At 63.7% G+C, this 16,368-nt stretch carries 14 protein-coding genes and 1 pseudogene; 2 read left to right on the top strand and 13 right to left on the bottom strand.

What is annotated here, in order from left to right; all coding sequences use genetic code 11:
• Positions 1-257 precede the first annotated feature (257 nt).
• On the top strand, positions 258-806 hold the full coding sequence (locus BN1132_RS13370; protein WP_042078179.1) for an NAD(P)H nitroreductase: 549 nt from the start codon (positions 258-260) through the stop codon (positions 804-806).
• Positions 807-1,272: 466 nt separating this feature from the next.
• Here BN1132_RS13370 and BN1132_RS13365 read toward each other — a convergent pair whose 3' ends face one another.
• From BN1132_RS13365 to BN1132_RS13355, 3 genes are all read right to left on the bottom strand, one after another.
• The gene (locus BN1132_RS13365; RefSeq protein ID WP_042078178.1) at positions 1,273-1,836 is read right to left on the bottom strand and encodes a sugar O-acetyltransferase; all 564 of its coding nucleotides are present in this window, start codon (positions 1,834-1,836) and stop codon (positions 1,273-1,275) included.
• Between the two features lie 163 nt (positions 1,837-1,999).
• Entirely contained in the window at positions 2,000-2,878 is an 879-nt protein-coding gene (prmA, locus tag BN1132_RS13360) for a 50S ribosomal protein L11 methyltransferase (RefSeq protein ID WP_042078177.1), read from the bottom strand.
• 517 nt (positions 2,879-3,395) lie between these two features.
• Entirely contained in the window at positions 3,396-4,412 is a 1,017-nt protein-coding gene (locus BN1132_RS13355; RefSeq protein WP_042078176.1) for a zinc-binding alcohol dehydrogenase family protein, read from the bottom strand.
• A 101-nt stretch (positions 4,413-4,513) separates the two neighbouring features.
• Here BN1132_RS13355 and BN1132_RS13350 point away from each other — a divergent pair, with 101 nt between their 5' ends.
• Positions 4,514-5,389, top strand: a complete 876-nt coding sequence (locus tag BN1132_RS13350; RefSeq protein ID WP_042078174.1) for a LysR family transcriptional regulator — start codon at positions 4,514-4,516, stop codon at positions 5,387-5,389.
• Here BN1132_RS13350 and BN1132_RS13345 read toward each other — a convergent pair whose 3' ends face one another.
• From BN1132_RS13345 to BN1132_RS13300, 10 genes and pseudogenes are all read right to left on the bottom strand, one after another.
• On the bottom strand, positions 5,390-6,814 hold the full coding sequence (locus BN1132_RS13345; protein ID WP_042078173.1) for a PTS transporter subunit EIIC: 1,425 nt from the start codon (positions 6,812-6,814) through the stop codon (positions 5,390-5,392). It lies immediately after the preceding gene.
• A gap of 87 nt (positions 6,815-6,901) precedes the next feature.
• Positions 6,902-8,359 (bottom strand): sodium/pantothenate symporter, encoded by a 1,458-nt coding sequence (panF, locus tag BN1132_RS13340; protein WP_042078172.1) that lies wholly within the window; start codon positions 8,357-8,359, stop codon positions 6,902-6,904.
• 73 nt (positions 8,360-8,432) lie between these two features.
• Positions 8,433-8,684: pseudogene (locus BN1132_RS13335) on the bottom strand (DUF997 family protein); the annotation flags it as partial.
• Between the two features lie 118 nt (positions 8,685-8,802).
• Positions 8,803-10,143, bottom strand: a complete 1,341-nt coding sequence (gene accC, locus BN1132_RS13330; protein WP_042078171.1) for an acetyl-CoA carboxylase biotin carboxylase subunit — start codon at positions 10,141-10,143, stop codon at positions 8,803-8,805.
• 15 nt (positions 10,144-10,158) lie between these two features.
• A complete protein-coding gene (gene accB / locus BN1132_RS13325) occupies positions 10,159-10,617 on the bottom strand; it encodes an acetyl-CoA carboxylase biotin carboxyl carrier protein (RefSeq protein ID WP_042078170.1) in 459 nt (152 codons plus the stop codon).
• 36 nt (positions 10,618-10,653) lie between these two features.
• Positions 10,654-11,103: a type II 3-dehydroquinate dehydratase gene (gene aroQ / locus BN1132_RS13320; protein ID WP_042078169.1), complete on the bottom strand. Its 450-nt coding sequence runs from the start codon at positions 11,101-11,103 to the stop codon at positions 10,654-10,656.
• A 388-nt stretch (positions 11,104-11,491) separates the two neighbouring features.
• A complete protein-coding gene (gene acs, locus BN1132_RS13315; RefSeq protein WP_042078168.1) occupies positions 11,492-13,438 on the bottom strand; it encodes an acetate--CoA ligase in 1,947 nt (648 codons plus the stop codon).
• A 173-nt stretch (positions 13,439-13,611) separates the two neighbouring features.
• Positions 13,612-15,402 (bottom strand): sensor domain-containing protein, encoded by a 1,791-nt coding sequence (locus BN1132_RS13310; RefSeq protein WP_042078167.1) that lies wholly within the window; start codon positions 15,400-15,402, stop codon positions 13,612-13,614.
• 105 nt (positions 15,403-15,507) lie between these two features.
• Positions 15,508-15,876, bottom strand: coding sequence for a hypothetical protein (locus BN1132_RS13305; protein ID WP_042078166.1), 369 nt, complete (start codon positions 15,874-15,876; stop codon positions 15,508-15,510).
• A 7-nt stretch (positions 15,877-15,883) separates the two neighbouring features.
• On the bottom strand, positions 15,884-16,368 hold a 485-nt coding region (locus BN1132_RS13300), incomplete at its 5' end, for a TorD/DmsD family molecular chaperone (protein ID WP_042078165.1).

Here is a 16,368-nt window from a genome sequence, read left to right as displayed (position 1 = left end):
AGCTGCAGGCCGGCCTGCAGGCGGCGGGCAAGCCGGTGCATATCATCGGCGGGGCTGACGTGGCCGCCGAGCTGGATGCCAAACGGGCGATCCGCCAGGGGGCCGAGCTGGCCGCCGTCATTTGACCGCTCTCCACCCTGCCACCGGTGGCTGCACAACATCATGGGCATTGCGACAAACCCCTGAGACCCAGGGGTTTTCTTCATCCGGTGCTGTGCTAAGGTAGCGCCATCATCGCCTTTGACAAGGAACTGCCCATGGACGCCCTCCATCTGTTACTCAATCGCCACTCCTGTGGCCGCCTGACCGAGCCAGCCCCGAGCGGCGAGGTGCTCGACAACATCCTGAAGGCGGGGCTGCGGGCGCCGGATCACGGCACCCTGACCCCCTGGCAGTTTATCCTGTTTGAGGGAGAGGGACGGGAGCGACTGGGGGACCTGCTGGCCGAGGCGGCCCGTGCCTGCGGCGAGGACGAGGATGGCATCGAGAAGAGCCGTGCCGCACCCCTGCGCGCCCCCCTGGTGATCGCGGTGGCGACCCGCTATCAGGTGCACCCCAAGGTGCCGAAACTGGAGCAGGAGCTCTCCGCCGGCTGCGCCCTGATGGCGATGCAGATGGCGGCCCAGGCCCAGGGTTTCAACGGCATCTGGCGCTCGGGCTGGTTCATCTTCGATCAGCAGATCAACGCCGGACTGGGGCTGGCACCCGAGGACCAGCTGGTGGGCTTCCTCTATCTCGGCACCCCCATGCTGGAGGCCCGCAAGCTGCGCGAGCTGCCGATGGCGGACTTCGTGCGCCGCTTCTGAGCCAGGATAAATGCAAAAAAGCCCTGATTATTCAGGGCTTTTTTGTTTCTTCGCATCGGCATCAGGCTGTACTGATAATTGGGCGCTTGCCAAGGGGGGAGAAGGGGGCCGGACGAACATTTTTTAAATAGTGAGAGGTTCTTCTCAATCCCGGTTGATTACGCTATGTAAAACGTTTGCGCCCCGCTATTATCCCAGTGCCAGTTTAGAAGGTGACCCCTTCTAATTTTCTGCGATGAGAGTCGCAATTCCGTAGCACCTTTTTACAGCCCAACGTCCCGGTGACATTGGGCTTCATTTTTATCCGCGCTTTTCAGGTGGCGGCTCCATTCGTCTCGTAGCCCCGGCAAGCAAGCCCTTCTACAAACCCGCTCGGTCTTGATGACATCGAGCTTTTTTTATCTGCGCTTTTTGGCGGGCAACCCTTTTGACAGCTGGCGCGGTCTTGAGATCAGCGTGATGGAGGCTACTGGGCGCTGTGCTTTGCCCTGGCAGTCAGCACCCGGGCCGGGTTGCCCACCACCCGGGCGCCGGCCGGCACGTCTCTGGTCACCACAGATCCGGCGCCGACGATGGCCTCCCGTCCTAGGGTGACGCCGGGCAGCAGGATGGCGCCGCCGCCTATCCAGACCCTGTCCTCTATGGTGACCGGCAGCGCCGTCTCCACCCCCTGGATGCGCTCATCGGCGTCCAGCGCGTGGGCGGCGGTATAGATCTGCACGTTCGGCCCAATCATGACGTTGGCGCCGATGCGTATGGGGGCGTTGTCCAGCAGGGTGGCGCCCATGTTGATGTAGGAGCCCTTGCCCAGGTGGATGTGGCGGCCATAGGTGCAGTAGAGGGGCGGGCAGATGAAGGCGTTCTCTGCCAGCTCGCCAACCAGCTCCGCCAGCAGTGCCCGCTGTTCAGCCTCATCTTCCGCCTGATTGAAGCGGCGATACAGGCGCGCCGTCTCCCGGCGCAAGGCGTCCAGCTCCGGCGCCATGCAGTTGTAAGGTTGGCTGCTGATCATCTTCTGGTATTCGGTCATGACTGGGCCTCTATGATGGGGACGCTCGATGTTAATCCCTCAGCGGCCAGAGAGGCGTGAGCCATCCCCCAGAGTGGGCAAAGGGGAGATACAACAAGAGCACCGTCCGGTGCTCTTGTTTGATAAACATGCCCGCTTGCCGCCCTGATGGCGGGCGCCGCCCTTAGCCGTGCTTGCGGCCGGAGAGGCGGCACCACTCCTCCTTCACCGCGGTCGGGTCCATGTCGAACCACTGGCCGTAGATGAGCTCCAGCTCCTGGGCCTGGCTTTCCAGCACGCCGGAGAGCGCCATCAGGCTGCCGGGCTTGCCGTGGCCGGCGATGAGCGGCGCCAGTTCGCGCAGCGGGCCGGCCAGGATGTTGGCGACCACCACGTCTGCTTCGACATCTTGCGGCTGATCCGCCGGCAGATAGAGTTCGATCTGATCGGCGACGCCATTGCGCTCGGCGTTGTCACGGCTCGCCTGGATGGCCTGCGGGTCGATGTCGATGCCGATGACCCGGGCTGCGCCGAGCTTCAGGGCGGCGATGCCGAGAATGCCGGAGCCACAACCGAAGTCCACCACCGTCTTGCCCGCGAGATCCAGCCCGTCCAGCCACTGCAGGCAGAGCGCCGTGGTGGGGTGGGTGCCGGTACCGAAGGCCAGGCCCGGGTCCAGCATAACGTTGACCGCATCGGGGTTGGGCACGTCGCGCCAGCTCGGGCAGATCCAGAGCCGCTCGCCGAACTGCATGGGGTGGAAGTGATCCATCCATTCACGCACCCAGTCCTTGTCCTCCAGCTGCTCGACCTTGTAGCCCACGTCTTCACCGAAGATCTGCTGGAAGAAGGCGATGGTGGGGGCCGGGTCGGTTTCGGCGTCGAACAGCCCCATCACCTCGGTCTCGCCCCAGAGCGGGGTCTCGCCGGGCATGGGTTCATAGACGGGCACATCCTTGGCATCCATAAAGGTCACCGCCTGGGCTCCACGCCCCAGCAGCATGTTGCTCACCTTGTCCGCGGTCTTGGCGGTGGCGTTGATTCGAATTTGTATCCAGGGCATGGCGTCGACTCTTCATAAATGTGAAACCGCGGGATTCTATCATCATGGGCCTGTGCTGTCGTGGTCTGCCCGTGGCGGCATGGGGAAGGAGGGCACTTCTGCCAAGTTGGCACGATTAGTGTATTCACTACTGGGTGACGGGAAGCAACTTGTTCCCGCTGAATGCTTTGCTCTATGAAGTTCCGTCATCTTTTTTCAGCCACCTTCGGGTGGCTTTTTTTATGGAAAAGCGGGGGAATATCGGCGAATTGGCGGTAAAAATAAGGTATTGGCACGTTATCTGCAAAGATGGATATGTCCTGCATAAGGATATGTGTGTGATTGTTACCCCAACGTTCAGGTTTTTTAGGGCCATCCCAACGGGATGGCCCCTTTTTATGGCTTTTTTCCAGCGCGGCCCGTCTCGGCCGCCCGAGGCTGTGCACTCTTGGGGCTTGTCACTGGTGATTTCACCCCATGATGGTGCATTTTTTACCCATAAGGGAATAGAGGCCATCAAGCCCGGCCTTGCACTGCCTCAGCGATCGAAACCGCTCATGTCGATCACCAGCTTGCCCACCATGTGGCCCGCCTCCAGCTCGCGATGGGCCTGCGCCAGGGTGGCGGGGGTCAGTTCGGGCAGCGTCCTGGTGAGGGTGGTCTTGAGCACCCCCTCGTCGACCAGGGCCGCGACCCGGCCGAGCAGGTGGTGTTGCTCGATCATGTCCGGGGTCTGGAACAGGGAGCGGGTGAACATGAACTCCTGGCTGAAGGTGACGCTCTTGGGCTTGAGCCGGGCCAGGTCCCAGGGCTCGCTGGATTCGGCGATGGTGCAGATGTGGCCGAAGGGGCGGATGAGACTCGCCATGGCGTCCCAGTGCTGTTCGGTGGCATTGGTGCAGAAGATGGCGTCCACCTGGCTGATGCCAAGGGCGGCCAGCTCTGCCTGCAGCTTGTGATGACTCACTACCCGGTGGGCGCCCATGGCCAGGCACCACTCCCGGGTTTCAGGCCGCGAGGCGGTGGCGATCACCTCCATATTGGTGAGCTGGCGGGCCAGCTGGATGGCGATGGAACCGACCCCGCCTGCGCCGCCGATGATGAGCAGGCACCCCTGGCTCTCTCCACTGAGGCCGATGCGCTCGAACAGGCCTTCCCAGGCGGTGATGGCGGTGAGCGGCAGGGCGGCGGCCTGGGTGTCGCTCAGGGTCCGGGGAGCGAGGGCGGCGATGCGCTCGTCCACCAGTTGCAGGGCGCTGTTGCTGCCCGGGCGGCTGATGTCGCCCGCGTACCAGACCCGGTCGCCCGTCTTGAACAGGGTGACGTCGCTGCCGACGGCGATCACTTCCCCCACGGCGTCCCAGCCCAGGACGCGGGGTGTGGTTTCCACCTTGGTCTTGGGAGCGCGCACCTTGGTGTCGACCGGGTTGATGGAGGTGGCGTTGACCCGTACCAGAAGATCCCGCGGGCCCGGTGTCGGGTCGGGCAGATCGCTCTCGATGAAGCAGTGGGGATGATCGCTTGGCAGATAGTGAGTTAGGGCGATGGCTTTCATGGCAATTCCTTTCAAATCTGTGGTGAGTGGGATTGTCAGCCAGTCTAGTCTGGTCGATTATTCGTATTAAGATGGGTAATTAATAAAGACTGTTTGAATATATGAACAATAATGCCGAGCTGGAGCTGATGGGACTGTTCGCCACCGTGGTGGAGCAGGGGAGCTTTACCAGGGCGGCCGAGGTGCTCGGCATGCCCAAGTCCTCGGTGAGCCAGAAGATCTCGCGCCTCGAGTCCCGCCTCGGGGTCCGCCTGCTGCAGCGCACCACCCGCAGGCTGAGCCTGACGCCCCAGGGGGAGGTCTATGTGGAGCATTGCCAGGGGCTGCTGACCCTGGCGCGCAGCGCCAACCTGGCCATGGCCAGGCTGCGCTCGGCCCCGGCGGGCCGGGTGCGGATCACCGCGCCCGAGGCCACCGGCACCCTGCTGCTCGGCCGGATCCTGGCAGAGTTTCGCGCCCTCTATCCCGAGGTGGTGCTGGAGCTGACCCTCTGCGATGAACAGCTGGATCTGGTGGGGGAGGGCTACGATCTGGCGCTGCGGGCGGCGCCGCTGAAGGATTCCAGCCTCATCTGCCGGCGCATCGGCCAGGTGGCGCGCCATCTGGTGGCGGCCCCTGGCTACCTGGCGAGCCACGGCACGCCGCAGCAGCTCTCTGAACTGGAGTTGCATGCCTGCCTAGTGCATGGGGCGTTGCCGGTGTGGCCGCTGCAGGAGGGGGGCTGGCGACCCCAGGGGGCCTGTCTTAGCAACAGCCTGCTGGCACTGCGGGAGCTGGCGCTCCATGAAGGGGGGATAGCCCTGCTGCCGACTCACGTCTGTCGTGACGATCTGGCGGCGGGGCGGCTGTGCAAGGTGCTGCCGGAGCACCCCATTCCCCCCAATCCCTTCTACCTCATCTACCCGAGCCGGGAGCACCTGGCGCCCGCCCTGCGCAGCCTGATGGACTTCGTCGCCGAGCGTTTGCCCTTCGCCTGATCACTGGTGCTGGCCGAGGGGAGCCTGGGCAGGTTCGAGGCCGAGGGGGACCGACTGGCGCTCGGCCAGCATGCGGATCTGCCCCTCGATCAGGCCGGCATTGGGGCCGAGCACCAGCACCAGCTGATGCTCATTCAGCACTATCCATGAGAGGCAGCCCAGCCTGGCCAGGCAGGATTGATCCACCAGCGCCATCTCCCGCACCCGCAGGCTGAGGCGGGTCAGGCAGACGCTCATGGCCTGCAGGTTGTCCATGCCCCCCAGCATCTTGAGGTACTGGATGGCCAGCATCTGGGGGTCTGTGGGGGCCACGGTGGCGAGCTGGGGCAACTCTTCGGCGATGGGCTTGCCCGGCAGGCTTAAGGGCGCGTGCTCCAGCAGCCGGGAGAAGAGCAGGGCGTATATGACGAAGAACAGGATACCGAGGGGGATGAGCCAGAAACTGTGCTCACCGTACTGGTAGCTCAGCACCAGATCCAGCAGCCCGGCGGAGAAGTAACTGCCCACCTGGATGCCGAGGCCGTTGCAGATGGCGAGCGACAGTCCGGTCAGCAGGGCGTGGGCCAGGAACAGCCAGGGGGCGGTGAAGGCGAACAGAAACTCAATAGGCTCGGTGATGCCCACGAGGGCCGAGGTGAGCGCCAGGGTGAGCAGCAGCCCCCCCTGCGGCAGCTGCCGCATCCGCTGGCGATGGAGCCAGATGGCGAAACAGGCGCCGGGCAGGCCGAACATGATGACGGGGTAGAGCCCGGCCACGTAGCCCTCGTGCAGCGGTTGGGCGGTGGAGAGCGCCTGCAGGTTGCTCTCCCCCAGGCCGATGAGACTGCCCAGCACCTGGTGCAGGCCGAGGGGGATCAGCAGCCGGTTCAGCACGCCGTAGCAGAAGGCGCCGAAGGGGGTGGTGAGCAGGTCCGAGGCGAGCAGGGTGATGCCATCTTCCAGAAGCGGCCAGAGGAGCGAGAGGGGGATCACCAGCAGCAGACAGGCGAGCGCCGAGAGCAGCATGCCCGGCAGGTCCTCCTGCAAGGGGCGAAGCCAGCCCGGCAGGCGCAGGCTGCGGGCCCGGGAGCAGACCAGCGCCGTGACGAGGCCGGACAGCAGGCCGCAGATCATGTCCGCATGCAGCCCGGGCGCCAGGGTGCCGAGGGCAGAGCTCAGCAGCAGGAAGTTGACCGCACCGGCGAGGGCCTGGGCTCCCTGTCCCTGGCGGCTCAGTCCGAAGGCGATGGCCACGGCATAGATGAGCGGCATCTGGCTGAACAGGGCGCGACCGGCGAGGGAGAGCACGGCCAGATCCAGCACGTCAGGCTGACCAAGCCGGTACAGCAGGGCGGCCAGGGGCAGGATGGAGACGGGCAGCAGCAGGGCATAGCCGAGCCGTTGCAGGGACTGGGTCAGGATCTTTCTGGCGTTCGGAACTGGCATGGGGGCACGATATTTGTGACGTGGCGCACATTTTACCCGTGAGCCCCCATTTGGGAATAGGCGAGGGGTCCTTTATTGATCCTTTTCTTAATTTTGATCAAACAATCGGCGTACCGCCTGATCCGGGGGCGGGGTGAGCAGGCTGACCAGCACGAAGGCGACGAGCCCGAGCCCCAGGCTGGGCACGATGGCGTGCAGGCCGGCCAGCTTGATCCCCCACTGGCTCAGGGCGGTGTAGCAGAGGATGCCGCTCGCCATGCTGGCCAGGGCCCCTGGCCCGTTGGCCCGCGACCAGTAGAGGCCGAGCACCAGCGGCCAGAGGAACACCGCCTGCAGGCCGCCGAAGGCGAGCAGGTTGAGCCAGATGATCATCTCGGGGGGCTGCAACGCCGCCAGCAGCACCAGGGTGCCGAGGATCAGGGTGCAGAGCAGGGAGAGCCTGGGTACCCGCACCTCCAGCCTCTCCTGGCGGGGGTTGAGGTAGTTGAGGTAGAGATCTTTCACCAGGGTCGCAGAGGCCTGGATCAGCTGGGAGTCGATGGTGGACATGATGGCCGCCATGGGCGCCGCCAGGAAGACCCCGGCCAGCCAGGGGGGCAGCACCTCCATCATGAGGGAGGGCATGATCTTGTCCGGGCTGTCCATGCCAGGCAGGATGGCGCGGCCCAGTGCCCCGGCCAGGTGCATGCCGAACATCAGCAGGGCGCAGACTATGGTGCCGATGAGGATGCCGCGGTGCAGCGCCTTGCTGTCGCGATAGCCGAAACAGCGCAGGGCGGAGTGGGGCAGCCCCACCACCCCGATGCAGACCAGCACCCAGAAGCTCAGCATGAAGGGCTGGGTCAGCATGTCGTCGGCCCCTTGCGGGCTCACCAGCTTGGGATCGATCTCCTTGAGCTGGTGGACAAGGTTCGGCAATCCGTCACCGGCGATGAGGATCCCCGCCAGCAGGGCTCCGGTGCCGATGAGCATGACGATGCCCTGCAGCGCATCCGTCATCACCACGGCGCGAAAGCCGCCGATCACCGTGTAGAGCAGCACGCAGCTGGCAAACAGGAAGAGCCCCTGCTGGTAGGAGAGGCCGGTGGCCGCCTCCAGCAGACGGGCGCCGCCGATGAACTGCACCACCATGGTCGCGATAAAGGCCAGGATGATGGTGACGGAGCCCAGGATCACCACGGCCCGGCTCTGGTAGCGGGCCCAGAGCATGTCGTTGATGGTCACCGCATTGACCCGGCGGGCGATGATGGCAAACTTCTTGCCGAGCACTCCCAGGGTGAGCCAGACGGTGGGCAGCTGGATCATCGCCAGCAGCACCCAGCCGAGGCCGACCTTGTAGGCCGCCCCAGGCCCGCCGATGAAGGACGAGGCGGAGGTGTAAGTGGCCACCAGCGTCATGGCCAGCACCAGGCCCCCCATGCTGCGGTTGCCGATGAAGTACTCCTGCACGAAGTCGCCGGCGATACGGTGACGACTGGCCCAGAATCCCACTCCCAGCACCAGCACCAGGTAGACCACCAACGGCAGCATCAGCTCAAGATTCATGGCGGTGCTCCTCGCGGGCGGGAGAGGGGGTGTCGTGGAGGTGATGCTGGGTCATGGGGTCGCCCGCCAGTTCCGGCTCGGGGTCGGTGAGCGGCGCCTCGGTATCCAGGGGAATGTCGACGAACAGGCGATCCACCATGAGGGCACAGAGGCCGATGAACAGCAGCGGCATCAGGATGCAGCTGAGCAGAAACCAGAGCGGCATCTCCCAGAGCTCGAGATCCTCGGGGATGAAATAAGCCGAGCCATACCAGGCAAGGAAATAGAGCAGGGTGAGCAGCAGGCAGAGGGCTGCTTCCCGGCGGGCGAGTGCGAAACGGTTCACTGTGGCCTCCGACGAGTGAGCGGGGCGCAAGAATAACAAAAAAGGGCCATGTCGCCATGGCCCTTTTCATTTGTCGATCCTGCCGGATCGGACACACATCGTGTTCGATGCCAGTCTGTTACAGACCCAGCTTCTTGTGCAGGTAGTGGATATTGGTCCCACCGTGCTGGAAGTTTTCGTCCTTCATGATCTCTTTTTGCAGGGCGATGTTGGTCTTGATCCCTTCCACCACCAGCTCGTCGAGGGAGTGACGCATGCGGGCGATGGCCACGTCGCGGTTTTCACCGTAGCAGATCAGCTTGCCGATCATGGAGTCGTAGTAGGGCGGCACCTTGTAACCCGCATAGATGTGGGATTCCCAGCGCACCCCCAGGCCGCCCGGCGCGTGGAAGCGCTGGATGAGGCCGGGAGAGGGCAGGAAAGTGGCCGGATCCTCGGCGTTGATCCGGCACTCGATGGCATGGCCACGGATGCGGATGTCCTGCTGGGTGATCGACAGGGGCTGGCCGGCGGCGATGCGCAGCTGCTCCTTGATGAGGTCGACGCCGGTGACCATCTCGGTGACCGGGTGCTCCACCTGGATACGGGTGTTCATCTCGATGAAGTAGAACTCGCCGTTCTCGTACAGGAACTCGAAGGTGCCCGCACCGCGGTAGCCTATCTCGAGACAGGCGCGCACGCAGCGCTCGCCGATGAACTTGCGCATCTCTTCGGTGATGCCGGGAGCCGGCGCCTCTTCCACCACCTTCTGGTGGCGGCGCTGCATGGAACAGTCCCGCTCACCCAGGTAGAGGGCGGTACCCTGGCCGTCTGCCAGCACCTGGATCTCGATGTGGCGCGGGTTCTCCAGGTACTTCTCCATGTAGACCATGTCGTTCTTGAAGAACTGGCCCGCTTCGGATTTGGTCAGCGCGATGGCGGCGGCCAGCTCGGACTCGCTGCGCACCACGCGCATGCCGCGACCACCACCGCCACCGGCGGCCTTGATGATCACCGGATAGCCGATGCGCTTGGCGATGGCGGCGTTGCGCTTGGCATCGTTGTCCACCGGGCCGTCGGAGCCGGGTACGCAAGGCACGCCCGCCTTCTTCATCGCCTCGATGGCGGAGACCTTGTCACCCATCAGGCGAATGGTCTCGGCGCGGGGGCCGATGAAGATGAAGCCGGATTTCTCGACCACTTCGGCAAAGTCGGCGTTCTCGGAGAGGAAGCCGTAGCCCGGGTGGATGGCGACGGCACCGGTCACCTCGGCGGCGGCGATGATGGCCGGCACATTGAGGTAGGACTCACCACTGGCGGGTTTGCCGATGCAGATGGTTTCGTCGGCCAGGAGCACATGCTTGAGCTCCCGATCGGCAGTGGAGTGAACGGCCACTGTCTTGATCCCGAGCTCTTTGCAGGCGCGCAGGATCCGCAGGGCAATTTCACCGCGGTTGGCGATGACTACTTTGTCCAACATGGGTGGCATTTTCCCTTATTCGATGATGAACAGCGGCTCGTCGAATTCGACTGCCTGACCATTTTCAACCAGGATCGCTTTGATCACGCCGGCCTTGTCAGACTCGATTTGGTTCATCATTTTCATGGCTTCGACGATGCACAGGGTGTCGCCGACATTGACGTGCTGACCGACTTCCACGAACGGCTTGGCTTCCGGGCTGGAGGAGCGGTAGAAGGAGCCCACCATGGGGGAGCGCATCAGATGACCGCTCGGGGCGGCATCGGCAGCCGGAGCAGCAGCCGGTGCGGCGGCGGCAACAGGGGCGGCAACGGGAGCGGCGGCCTGCGGCATGATCATCTGCGGGGCAACGCTAACCTGGCCGGAGAAATTGCGGCTGATGCGAACGGACTCTTCCCCTTCGGAGATCTCCAGCTCGGCGATGCCGGACTCTTCAACCAGTTCAATCAGCTTCTTGATTTTGCGGATATCCATTAGCATTCTCTTTCTTCTTTATCTGATCAGTGATTATCAAGCCGCGCGCAACTGATGCACGGCCGCGGTTAAAGCGAATTGGTAGCCATCGGCACCCAGCCCGCAGATCACCCCTTTGGCGACATCGGACAGATAGGAGTGATGACGGAACGGCTCCCTGGCATGGACGTTTGACAGGTGAACCTCGATAAAGGGGATGGCCACGCCCAGCAGGGCATCGCGGATGGCGACGCTGGTGTGGGTGAAGGCGGCCGGGTTGATGATGATGAAATCCACCTGACCCATGGCCTGATGGATGCGGCCGACCAACTCGTGTTCGGCGTTGGATTGCAGATGTTCCAGGGTGACACCGAGTTCGCTGGCGCTGTGCACCAGATCGGCGACGATCTCATCGAGCGTCTTGCTGCCGTAGATTCCCGGCTCCCGCTTGCCCAGCAGATTCAGGTTGGGACCGTTGAGCAGGAGAATTCGGTGATGTTGCGACATATTGAGTACATCCTCGATGATTATGCTGCTATCTATCAGCTATCTGTGGACTACCAGAAATCTAGTCAATTTTTGCACAATTCGGTGTGCCCTGGCACACAGATTTCGCAATTATATTGATTTCGTGAAAATTAGCAGCATTTTACTGGTCTAATCTCTACATCTGCCTGTTTATTGAACGATTCGGCGCAAGCCCCCTCTCTGCCGCTGCCTGCTTCTTCGCACGGGCTCCAGACGCAACAAAGCCGGCACTGGGCCGGCTCTGTTGCGGGGAGGAAGGGGACTCAAGCCGCTTCCGATTTCTCGCGGATCAGCTTGTCCACGACCCCCGGATCCGCCAGGCTGTCGGTTTCGCCGGTGGCGATCTTGCGCAGAACCTGGGGCATGATCATGCCGCTTCCGACTTCTCGCGGATCAGCTTGTCCACGACGCCCGGATCCGCCAGGGTGGAGATATCCCCCAGGCTGTCGGTCTCGCCGGTGGCGATCTTGCGCAAGATCCGGCGCATGATCTTGCCGGAGCGGGTCTTGGGCAGCCCCTCGGCCCAGTGGATCACGTCCGGGGTGGCGATGGCGCCTATCTCCTTGCGCACCCACTCTTTGACCTCTTTATGCAGCTCGCGGCTCGGCTCCTCCCCGGCGATCAGGGTGACATAGGCATAGATGCCCTGACCCTTGATCTCGTGGGGCACCCCCACCACGGCCGCCTCGGCGATTTTCGGATGGGCCACCAGGGCCGATTCGATCTCGGCGGTGCCCATGCGGTGGCCGGAGACGTTCAGTACATCATCCACCCGGCCGGTGATCCAGTAGTAGCCATCCTCGTCGCGACGGGCGCCGTCGCCGGTGAAGTAGCGACCCGGGAAGGTGGAGAAGTAAGTCTGCTCGAAGCGCTCGTGATCGCCGAACACGGTGCGCATCTGGCCGGGCCAGGAGTCGGTGATCACCAGGTTGCCCTCGGTGGCCCCCTCCAGCGGTTCGCCCAGGTTGTCCACCAGGGCCGGCTGTACCCCGAAGAAGGGGCGGGTGGCGGAGCCGGGCTTCAGCGCGGTGACGCCGGGCAGGGGGCTGATCAGGATGCCGCCGGTCTCGGTCTGCCACCAGGTGTCGACGATGGGGCAGCGCTCGTCCCCTATGGTGCGGTAGTACCACTCCCAGGCTTCCGGGTTGATGGGTTCACCCACCGACCCCATGATGCGCAGGCTGGTACGGGAGGTGCCTTCGACGGCCTCCTTGCCCTTGGCCATCAGGGCGCGGATCGCGGTCGGAGCGGTATAGAGGATGCTGACCTGATGCTTGTCCACCACTTGGCTCATGCGGTTGGTGGCCGGGTAATTCGGCACCCCTTCGAACATGAGCGTGGTGGCGCCGTTGGCGAGCGGCCCGTAGACCAGGTAGGAGTGGCCGGTGACCCAGCCCACGTCGGCGGTACACCAGTAGATGTCCTCCTCGTGGTAGTCGAACACGTACTTGAAGGTGAGGGCGGCATAGACCAGGTAGCCGCCCGTGGTGTGCAGCACCCCCTTGGGCTTACCGGTGGAGCCGGAGGTGTAGAGCACGAACAGGGGATCTTCGGCCCCCATGGCCTCGGGCGGACAATCCGGGCTGGCGGCGGCGACGGCATCGTGCCACCAGATGTCCCTGTGACCATGCCAGGCGACGTTGCCGCCGGTGCGCTTGAGCACGATCACCTTGCTGACCCGGGTCTCCGGGTGGGTGAGCGCCTCGTCCACGTTCTTCTTGAGGGGGATGGGACGGCCGCCGCGCAGCCCCTCGTCGGCGGTGATGACGATGGTGGCCCCGGAGTCGATGATGCGACCCGAGAGCGCTTCCGGCGAGAAGCCGCCGAAGACGATGCTGTGCACTGCCCCGATGCGGGTACAGGCCAGCATGGCGATGGCCGCCTCCGGCACCATGGGCATGTAGAGACAGACCATGTCGCCGCGTGTGACCCCCTGGGCCTTGAGCACGTTGGCAAACTTGCACACCTCAAGGTGCAGCTCACGGTAGGTGATCTTGCGATCCTCGGCCGGGTTGTCCCCTTCCCAGATGATGGCGACCTTGTCGCCACGCTCGCTCAGGTGGCGATCCAGGCAGTTGGCCGATACGTTGAGCAGGCCGTCCTCGTACCACTTGATGGAGACGTGGCCCGGATCGTAGGAGGTGTTCTTGACGCGGGTGTAGGGGGTCATCCAGTCGAGGATCCTGCCCTGCTCCCCCCAGAAGGCGTCCGGATCCTGCACTGACGCCAGATACATGGCTTCATAACCTTCCTTGTCCAGCAGGGCACCGTTGCCGATGTGGGCCTTGACCGGATAGACCTTGCTCTCGCTCATCTCTCACTCCTGTGAATACATTTTCTTAATGATTGAGTAACAACTTATACCTTTGGTGCCGGAGGGCAATTAGACTTTTGGATAGCGACGAGGCGGGCCGGTCGACATGGCCCGAGGGGAGTACGAAGAAGGGAGCCTGGGGCTCCCTTCTGTCATTGGGCTGTCCGGGATCCTCAATGCCGTGTGGCGAGCATGGAGGCCATGTGGGGTTCCGACAGGGGGTGGCTGAACAGGTAGCCCTGGCCTTCCTCGCAGCGCAGGGATTGCAGGAACCGGCGTTGAGGCTGGGTTTCGATCCCCTCCGCCGTGACCACCATGTCAAGGGAGCTGGCCAGCTGGACTATGGTGCGACACAGCTCCCGGCTGTGCTTGTCGTCGGGCAGCGCCTGGACGAAGGCCCTGTCTATCTTGATGCGATCGATGGGCAGACTCTTGAGCAGGCTCAGGGAAGAGAAGCCGGTTCCGAAGTCGTCGATGGCGATCTGCACCCCCAGCGCCTTGAGGCGGGTGAAGAGGCGCAGGCTGTGATCCACGCTCTGGATGATGCTCTCTGTCACCTCGATCTCCAGCCGCTCGGCGGGGAAGCCGGTCTCGGCCAGGATGGCGGTGACCCGCTCCACGTAGTCGGGAGAGCGCATCTCCCTGACCGACACGTTGACCGACAGCCTGGGAACGCTGAAGCCCTCGGCCAGCCACTTCTGCCCCTGCTGACAGGCGGTGCGCATCACCCACTCCCCGAGCTGCTCGATGAGGCCGCACTCCTCCGCCACCGGGATGAATTTGGCGGGGGAAATCATGCCCAGGCTGGGATGCTGCCAGCGCACCAGGGCTTCGAGACCGCTGAGGTTGCCATGGGCGAGATCCGCCATGGGCTGGTAGAGCAGGCGAAACTGCTGCTGTTCCATGGCCTTGAGCAGCCCCTGCTCCAGCAGCATCCGCTCCCTGATCTGCGCCGTCATGTCCGGGGAGTGGAACAGATAGCCGTTGCGACCCCGGCGCTTGGCCTCGTGCATGGCATTGTCCGCCGCACTGATGAGACTGTCCGGGGTCTGGCCATGCTCCGGATAGAGGGAGACGCCTATGCTGGCCGAGAGTCTCACCCGCTCCTGCCCGATGTCGGCGGGATCGTGCAGCCTGCGTTGCAGCCGTTCGATCAGCCCCACCAGTTCCTGCGGCTCCCCGATGCCTGGGAGCAGCACCAGAAACTCGTCCGCCCCCAGCCGGATGGCGACATCCCCGGGGCGCAGGCAGTGGCGGATGCGATCCGCCGACAGCTTGAGCAGCTGATCGCCGGCGTTGTGCCCCAGGTTGTCGTTGATGAGCTTGAAGCCGTCGAGATCGATGAAGAGCAGCGCCAGGGCGTGCCGGTTCAGGCGGGCCGTCGCGATCTCCATGGCGAGTCGCTCCTGCAGCAGGTGGCGATTGCCGAGGTCGGTGAGGGGATCGTGATAGGAGAGGTGCTGCAGTCTGGCCTCCATCTGGTAGAGCCGCTGTACATGGTGATGGGTCATCTCCTGGATCCCGAGGGGGCCGGGCACTCCGGGGTGGAGGCGGGGCTCGGGGGAGAGTTCGCGCATGATGAGAAAGAGGCCGTTGAAGATGCCGTCGTCATCCAGCACCGGGCTGCAGCTCAGGTGCCACCGTCTCGGCGGCGCGGAATGAGTGGCCTCCATGTCGTCCAGCTCCACGTCGACCTGCACAGCGCCATGGCGCAGTTGCTGAAGCAAAGGGGCCAGCAGGGGGGCCTGGGCCGGACTGATTTCAAGCAGCGTCTTGCCGACGTGGTCCGCCTGGGGGAGGCCGCTTCGCTCGGCAAAGCTGGCGTTGACGCCACGGCATCTGAACTCTCGATCGAACACGCCAATGCCAAACGGGGCCTGCTCGAACAACCGTTGCAACTCGTGAAGGGAGAGCGGGCCTGACAGATGCGGTGTCGGAACCGATTCGGGTAGCACTTTTTCCATGGAGGCTCCTGAATTGATTTCTTTGTCATTTGGACGGCTGTGTCAGTATGGCATGAAGTTTCAGGAGAGAAAGAAAGTGTGGGGAGGAGTTAAATCAACGGGATGTCAGCCTTTCTGGCGACCAAAGGCCTGGATGCCCCGCACGAACACGAGCCAGCCTACCAGATGAAACGGCAGCGCCATGGCGTAGAGCAGCAGCCAGTGACTCTCCGTGCCGCTGCTGTTGATGAAGCCGATCCAGGCGGCCAGCAGGGCCAGCATGCCCGCGATCTGGAAGCGGCGGCGCAGTACCACTTCCACCCCGAGATTGGCGAGGTAGAGGGTCAGCAGTATGCCGGCAAAACCGGTGAGCTGGGCGGTGCCGTAGAGTGCCCGATCCGGATTGAACAGCAGGACGACGAGGGGGGTAATGCCCTGATCCAGCGGGATCAGGGCCAGCAGCCAGCAGGCGATCAGCAGCAGGGCTGTCTTCATGGCGGGCTCAGTCGGCGGATTTCGCCGGTTTGACCAAGGAGAGGTAGTTGGCATCCATCTTCAGGAATACCCCCAGCAGCCGGGCGCTGGCACCGTAGAAGCCAAACGGGTCGGCGGCGCGGCAGGCCTGCTCGAAGGGCTCGAACCAGGCCAGCAGATGGCCGTGCAGCAGCCCTTCCTGTTCGCCGAGCCACTCCTCGCGAAGGGCGGCGGTGGTCGCCTCGGCGGCGCGGATGATGAGGTTGCCCATCAGATCCAGTTCGATGGCCAGGTGGTCGACAGGCTGCTGGTATTTCTCGCTGACATCGATAGCGAGCCGGTTCAGGCGCTGTTCCATGCGGCTACGCGCCGTGTTGTCACCATGAGCGGATTCGTATGGTTGCACCGCTTTGGGGGAGAGAAATAGCGCGTTGAAGTCGGCAGCCAGTGCAGTGGCGCGCTCCTCGCGAACCAGCAGGCGGGCGATGGCTTCGTTGAGTTCTGCCACCGCCT

It is taken from the genome of Aeromonas sanarellii, assembly GCF_000820085.1.
Classification (GTDB): domain Bacteria; phylum Pseudomonadota; class Gammaproteobacteria; order Enterobacterales; family Aeromonadaceae; genus Aeromonas; species Aeromonas sanarellii.
Note: the sequence above shows the minus strand (reverse complement) of the source record. Positions and strands in the feature narration are given on the sequence as shown.

Bases quoted from the DNA above. Each gene is read 5' to 3' on its own strand.
- BN1132_RS13370 (WP_042078179.1), top strand. From the start codon at position 258: ATGGACGCCCTCCATCTGTTACTCAATCGCCACTCCTGTGGCCGCCTG.
- BN1132_RS13365 (WP_042078178.1), bottom strand. From the start codon at position 1,836: ATGACCGAATACCAGAAGATGATCAGCAGCCAACCTTACAACTGCATG.
- prmA (WP_042078177.1), bottom strand. From the start codon at position 2,878: ATGCCCTGGATACAAATTCGAATCAACGCCACCGCCAAGACCGCGGAC.
- BN1132_RS13355 (WP_042078176.1), bottom strand. From the start codon at position 4,412: ATGAAAGCCATCGCCCTAACTCACTATCTGCCAAGCGATCATCCCCAC.
- BN1132_RS13350 (WP_042078174.1), top strand. From the start codon at position 4,514: ATGAACAATAATGCCGAGCTGGAGCTGATGGGACTGTTCGCCACCGTG.
- BN1132_RS13345 (WP_042078173.1), bottom strand. From the start codon at position 6,814: ATGCCAGTTCCGAACGCCAGAAAGATCCTGACCCAGTCCCTGCAACGG.
- panF (WP_042078172.1), bottom strand. From the start codon at position 8,359: ATGAATCTTGAGCTGATGCTGCCGTTGGTGGTCTACCTGGTGCTGGTG.
- accC (WP_042078171.1), bottom strand. From the start codon at position 10,143: ATGTTGGACAAAGTAGTCATCGCCAACCGCGGTGAAATTGCCCTGCGG.
- accB (WP_042078170.1), bottom strand. From the start codon at position 10,617: ATGGATATCCGCAAAATCAAGAAGCTGATTGAACTGGTTGAAGAGTCC.
- aroQ (WP_042078169.1), bottom strand. From the start codon at position 11,103: ATGTCGCAACATCACCGAATTCTCCTGCTCAACGGTCCCAACCTGAAT.
- acs (WP_042078168.1), bottom strand. From the start codon at position 13,438: ATGAGCGAGAGCAAGGTCTATCCGGTCAAGGCCCACATCGGCAACGGT.
- BN1132_RS13310 (WP_042078167.1), bottom strand. From the start codon at position 15,402: ATGGAAAAAGTGCTACCCGAATCGGTTCCGACACCGCATCTGTCAGGC.
- BN1132_RS13305 (WP_042078166.1), bottom strand. From the start codon at position 15,876: ATGAAGACAGCCCTGCTGCTGATCGCCTGCTGGCTGCTGGCCCTGATC.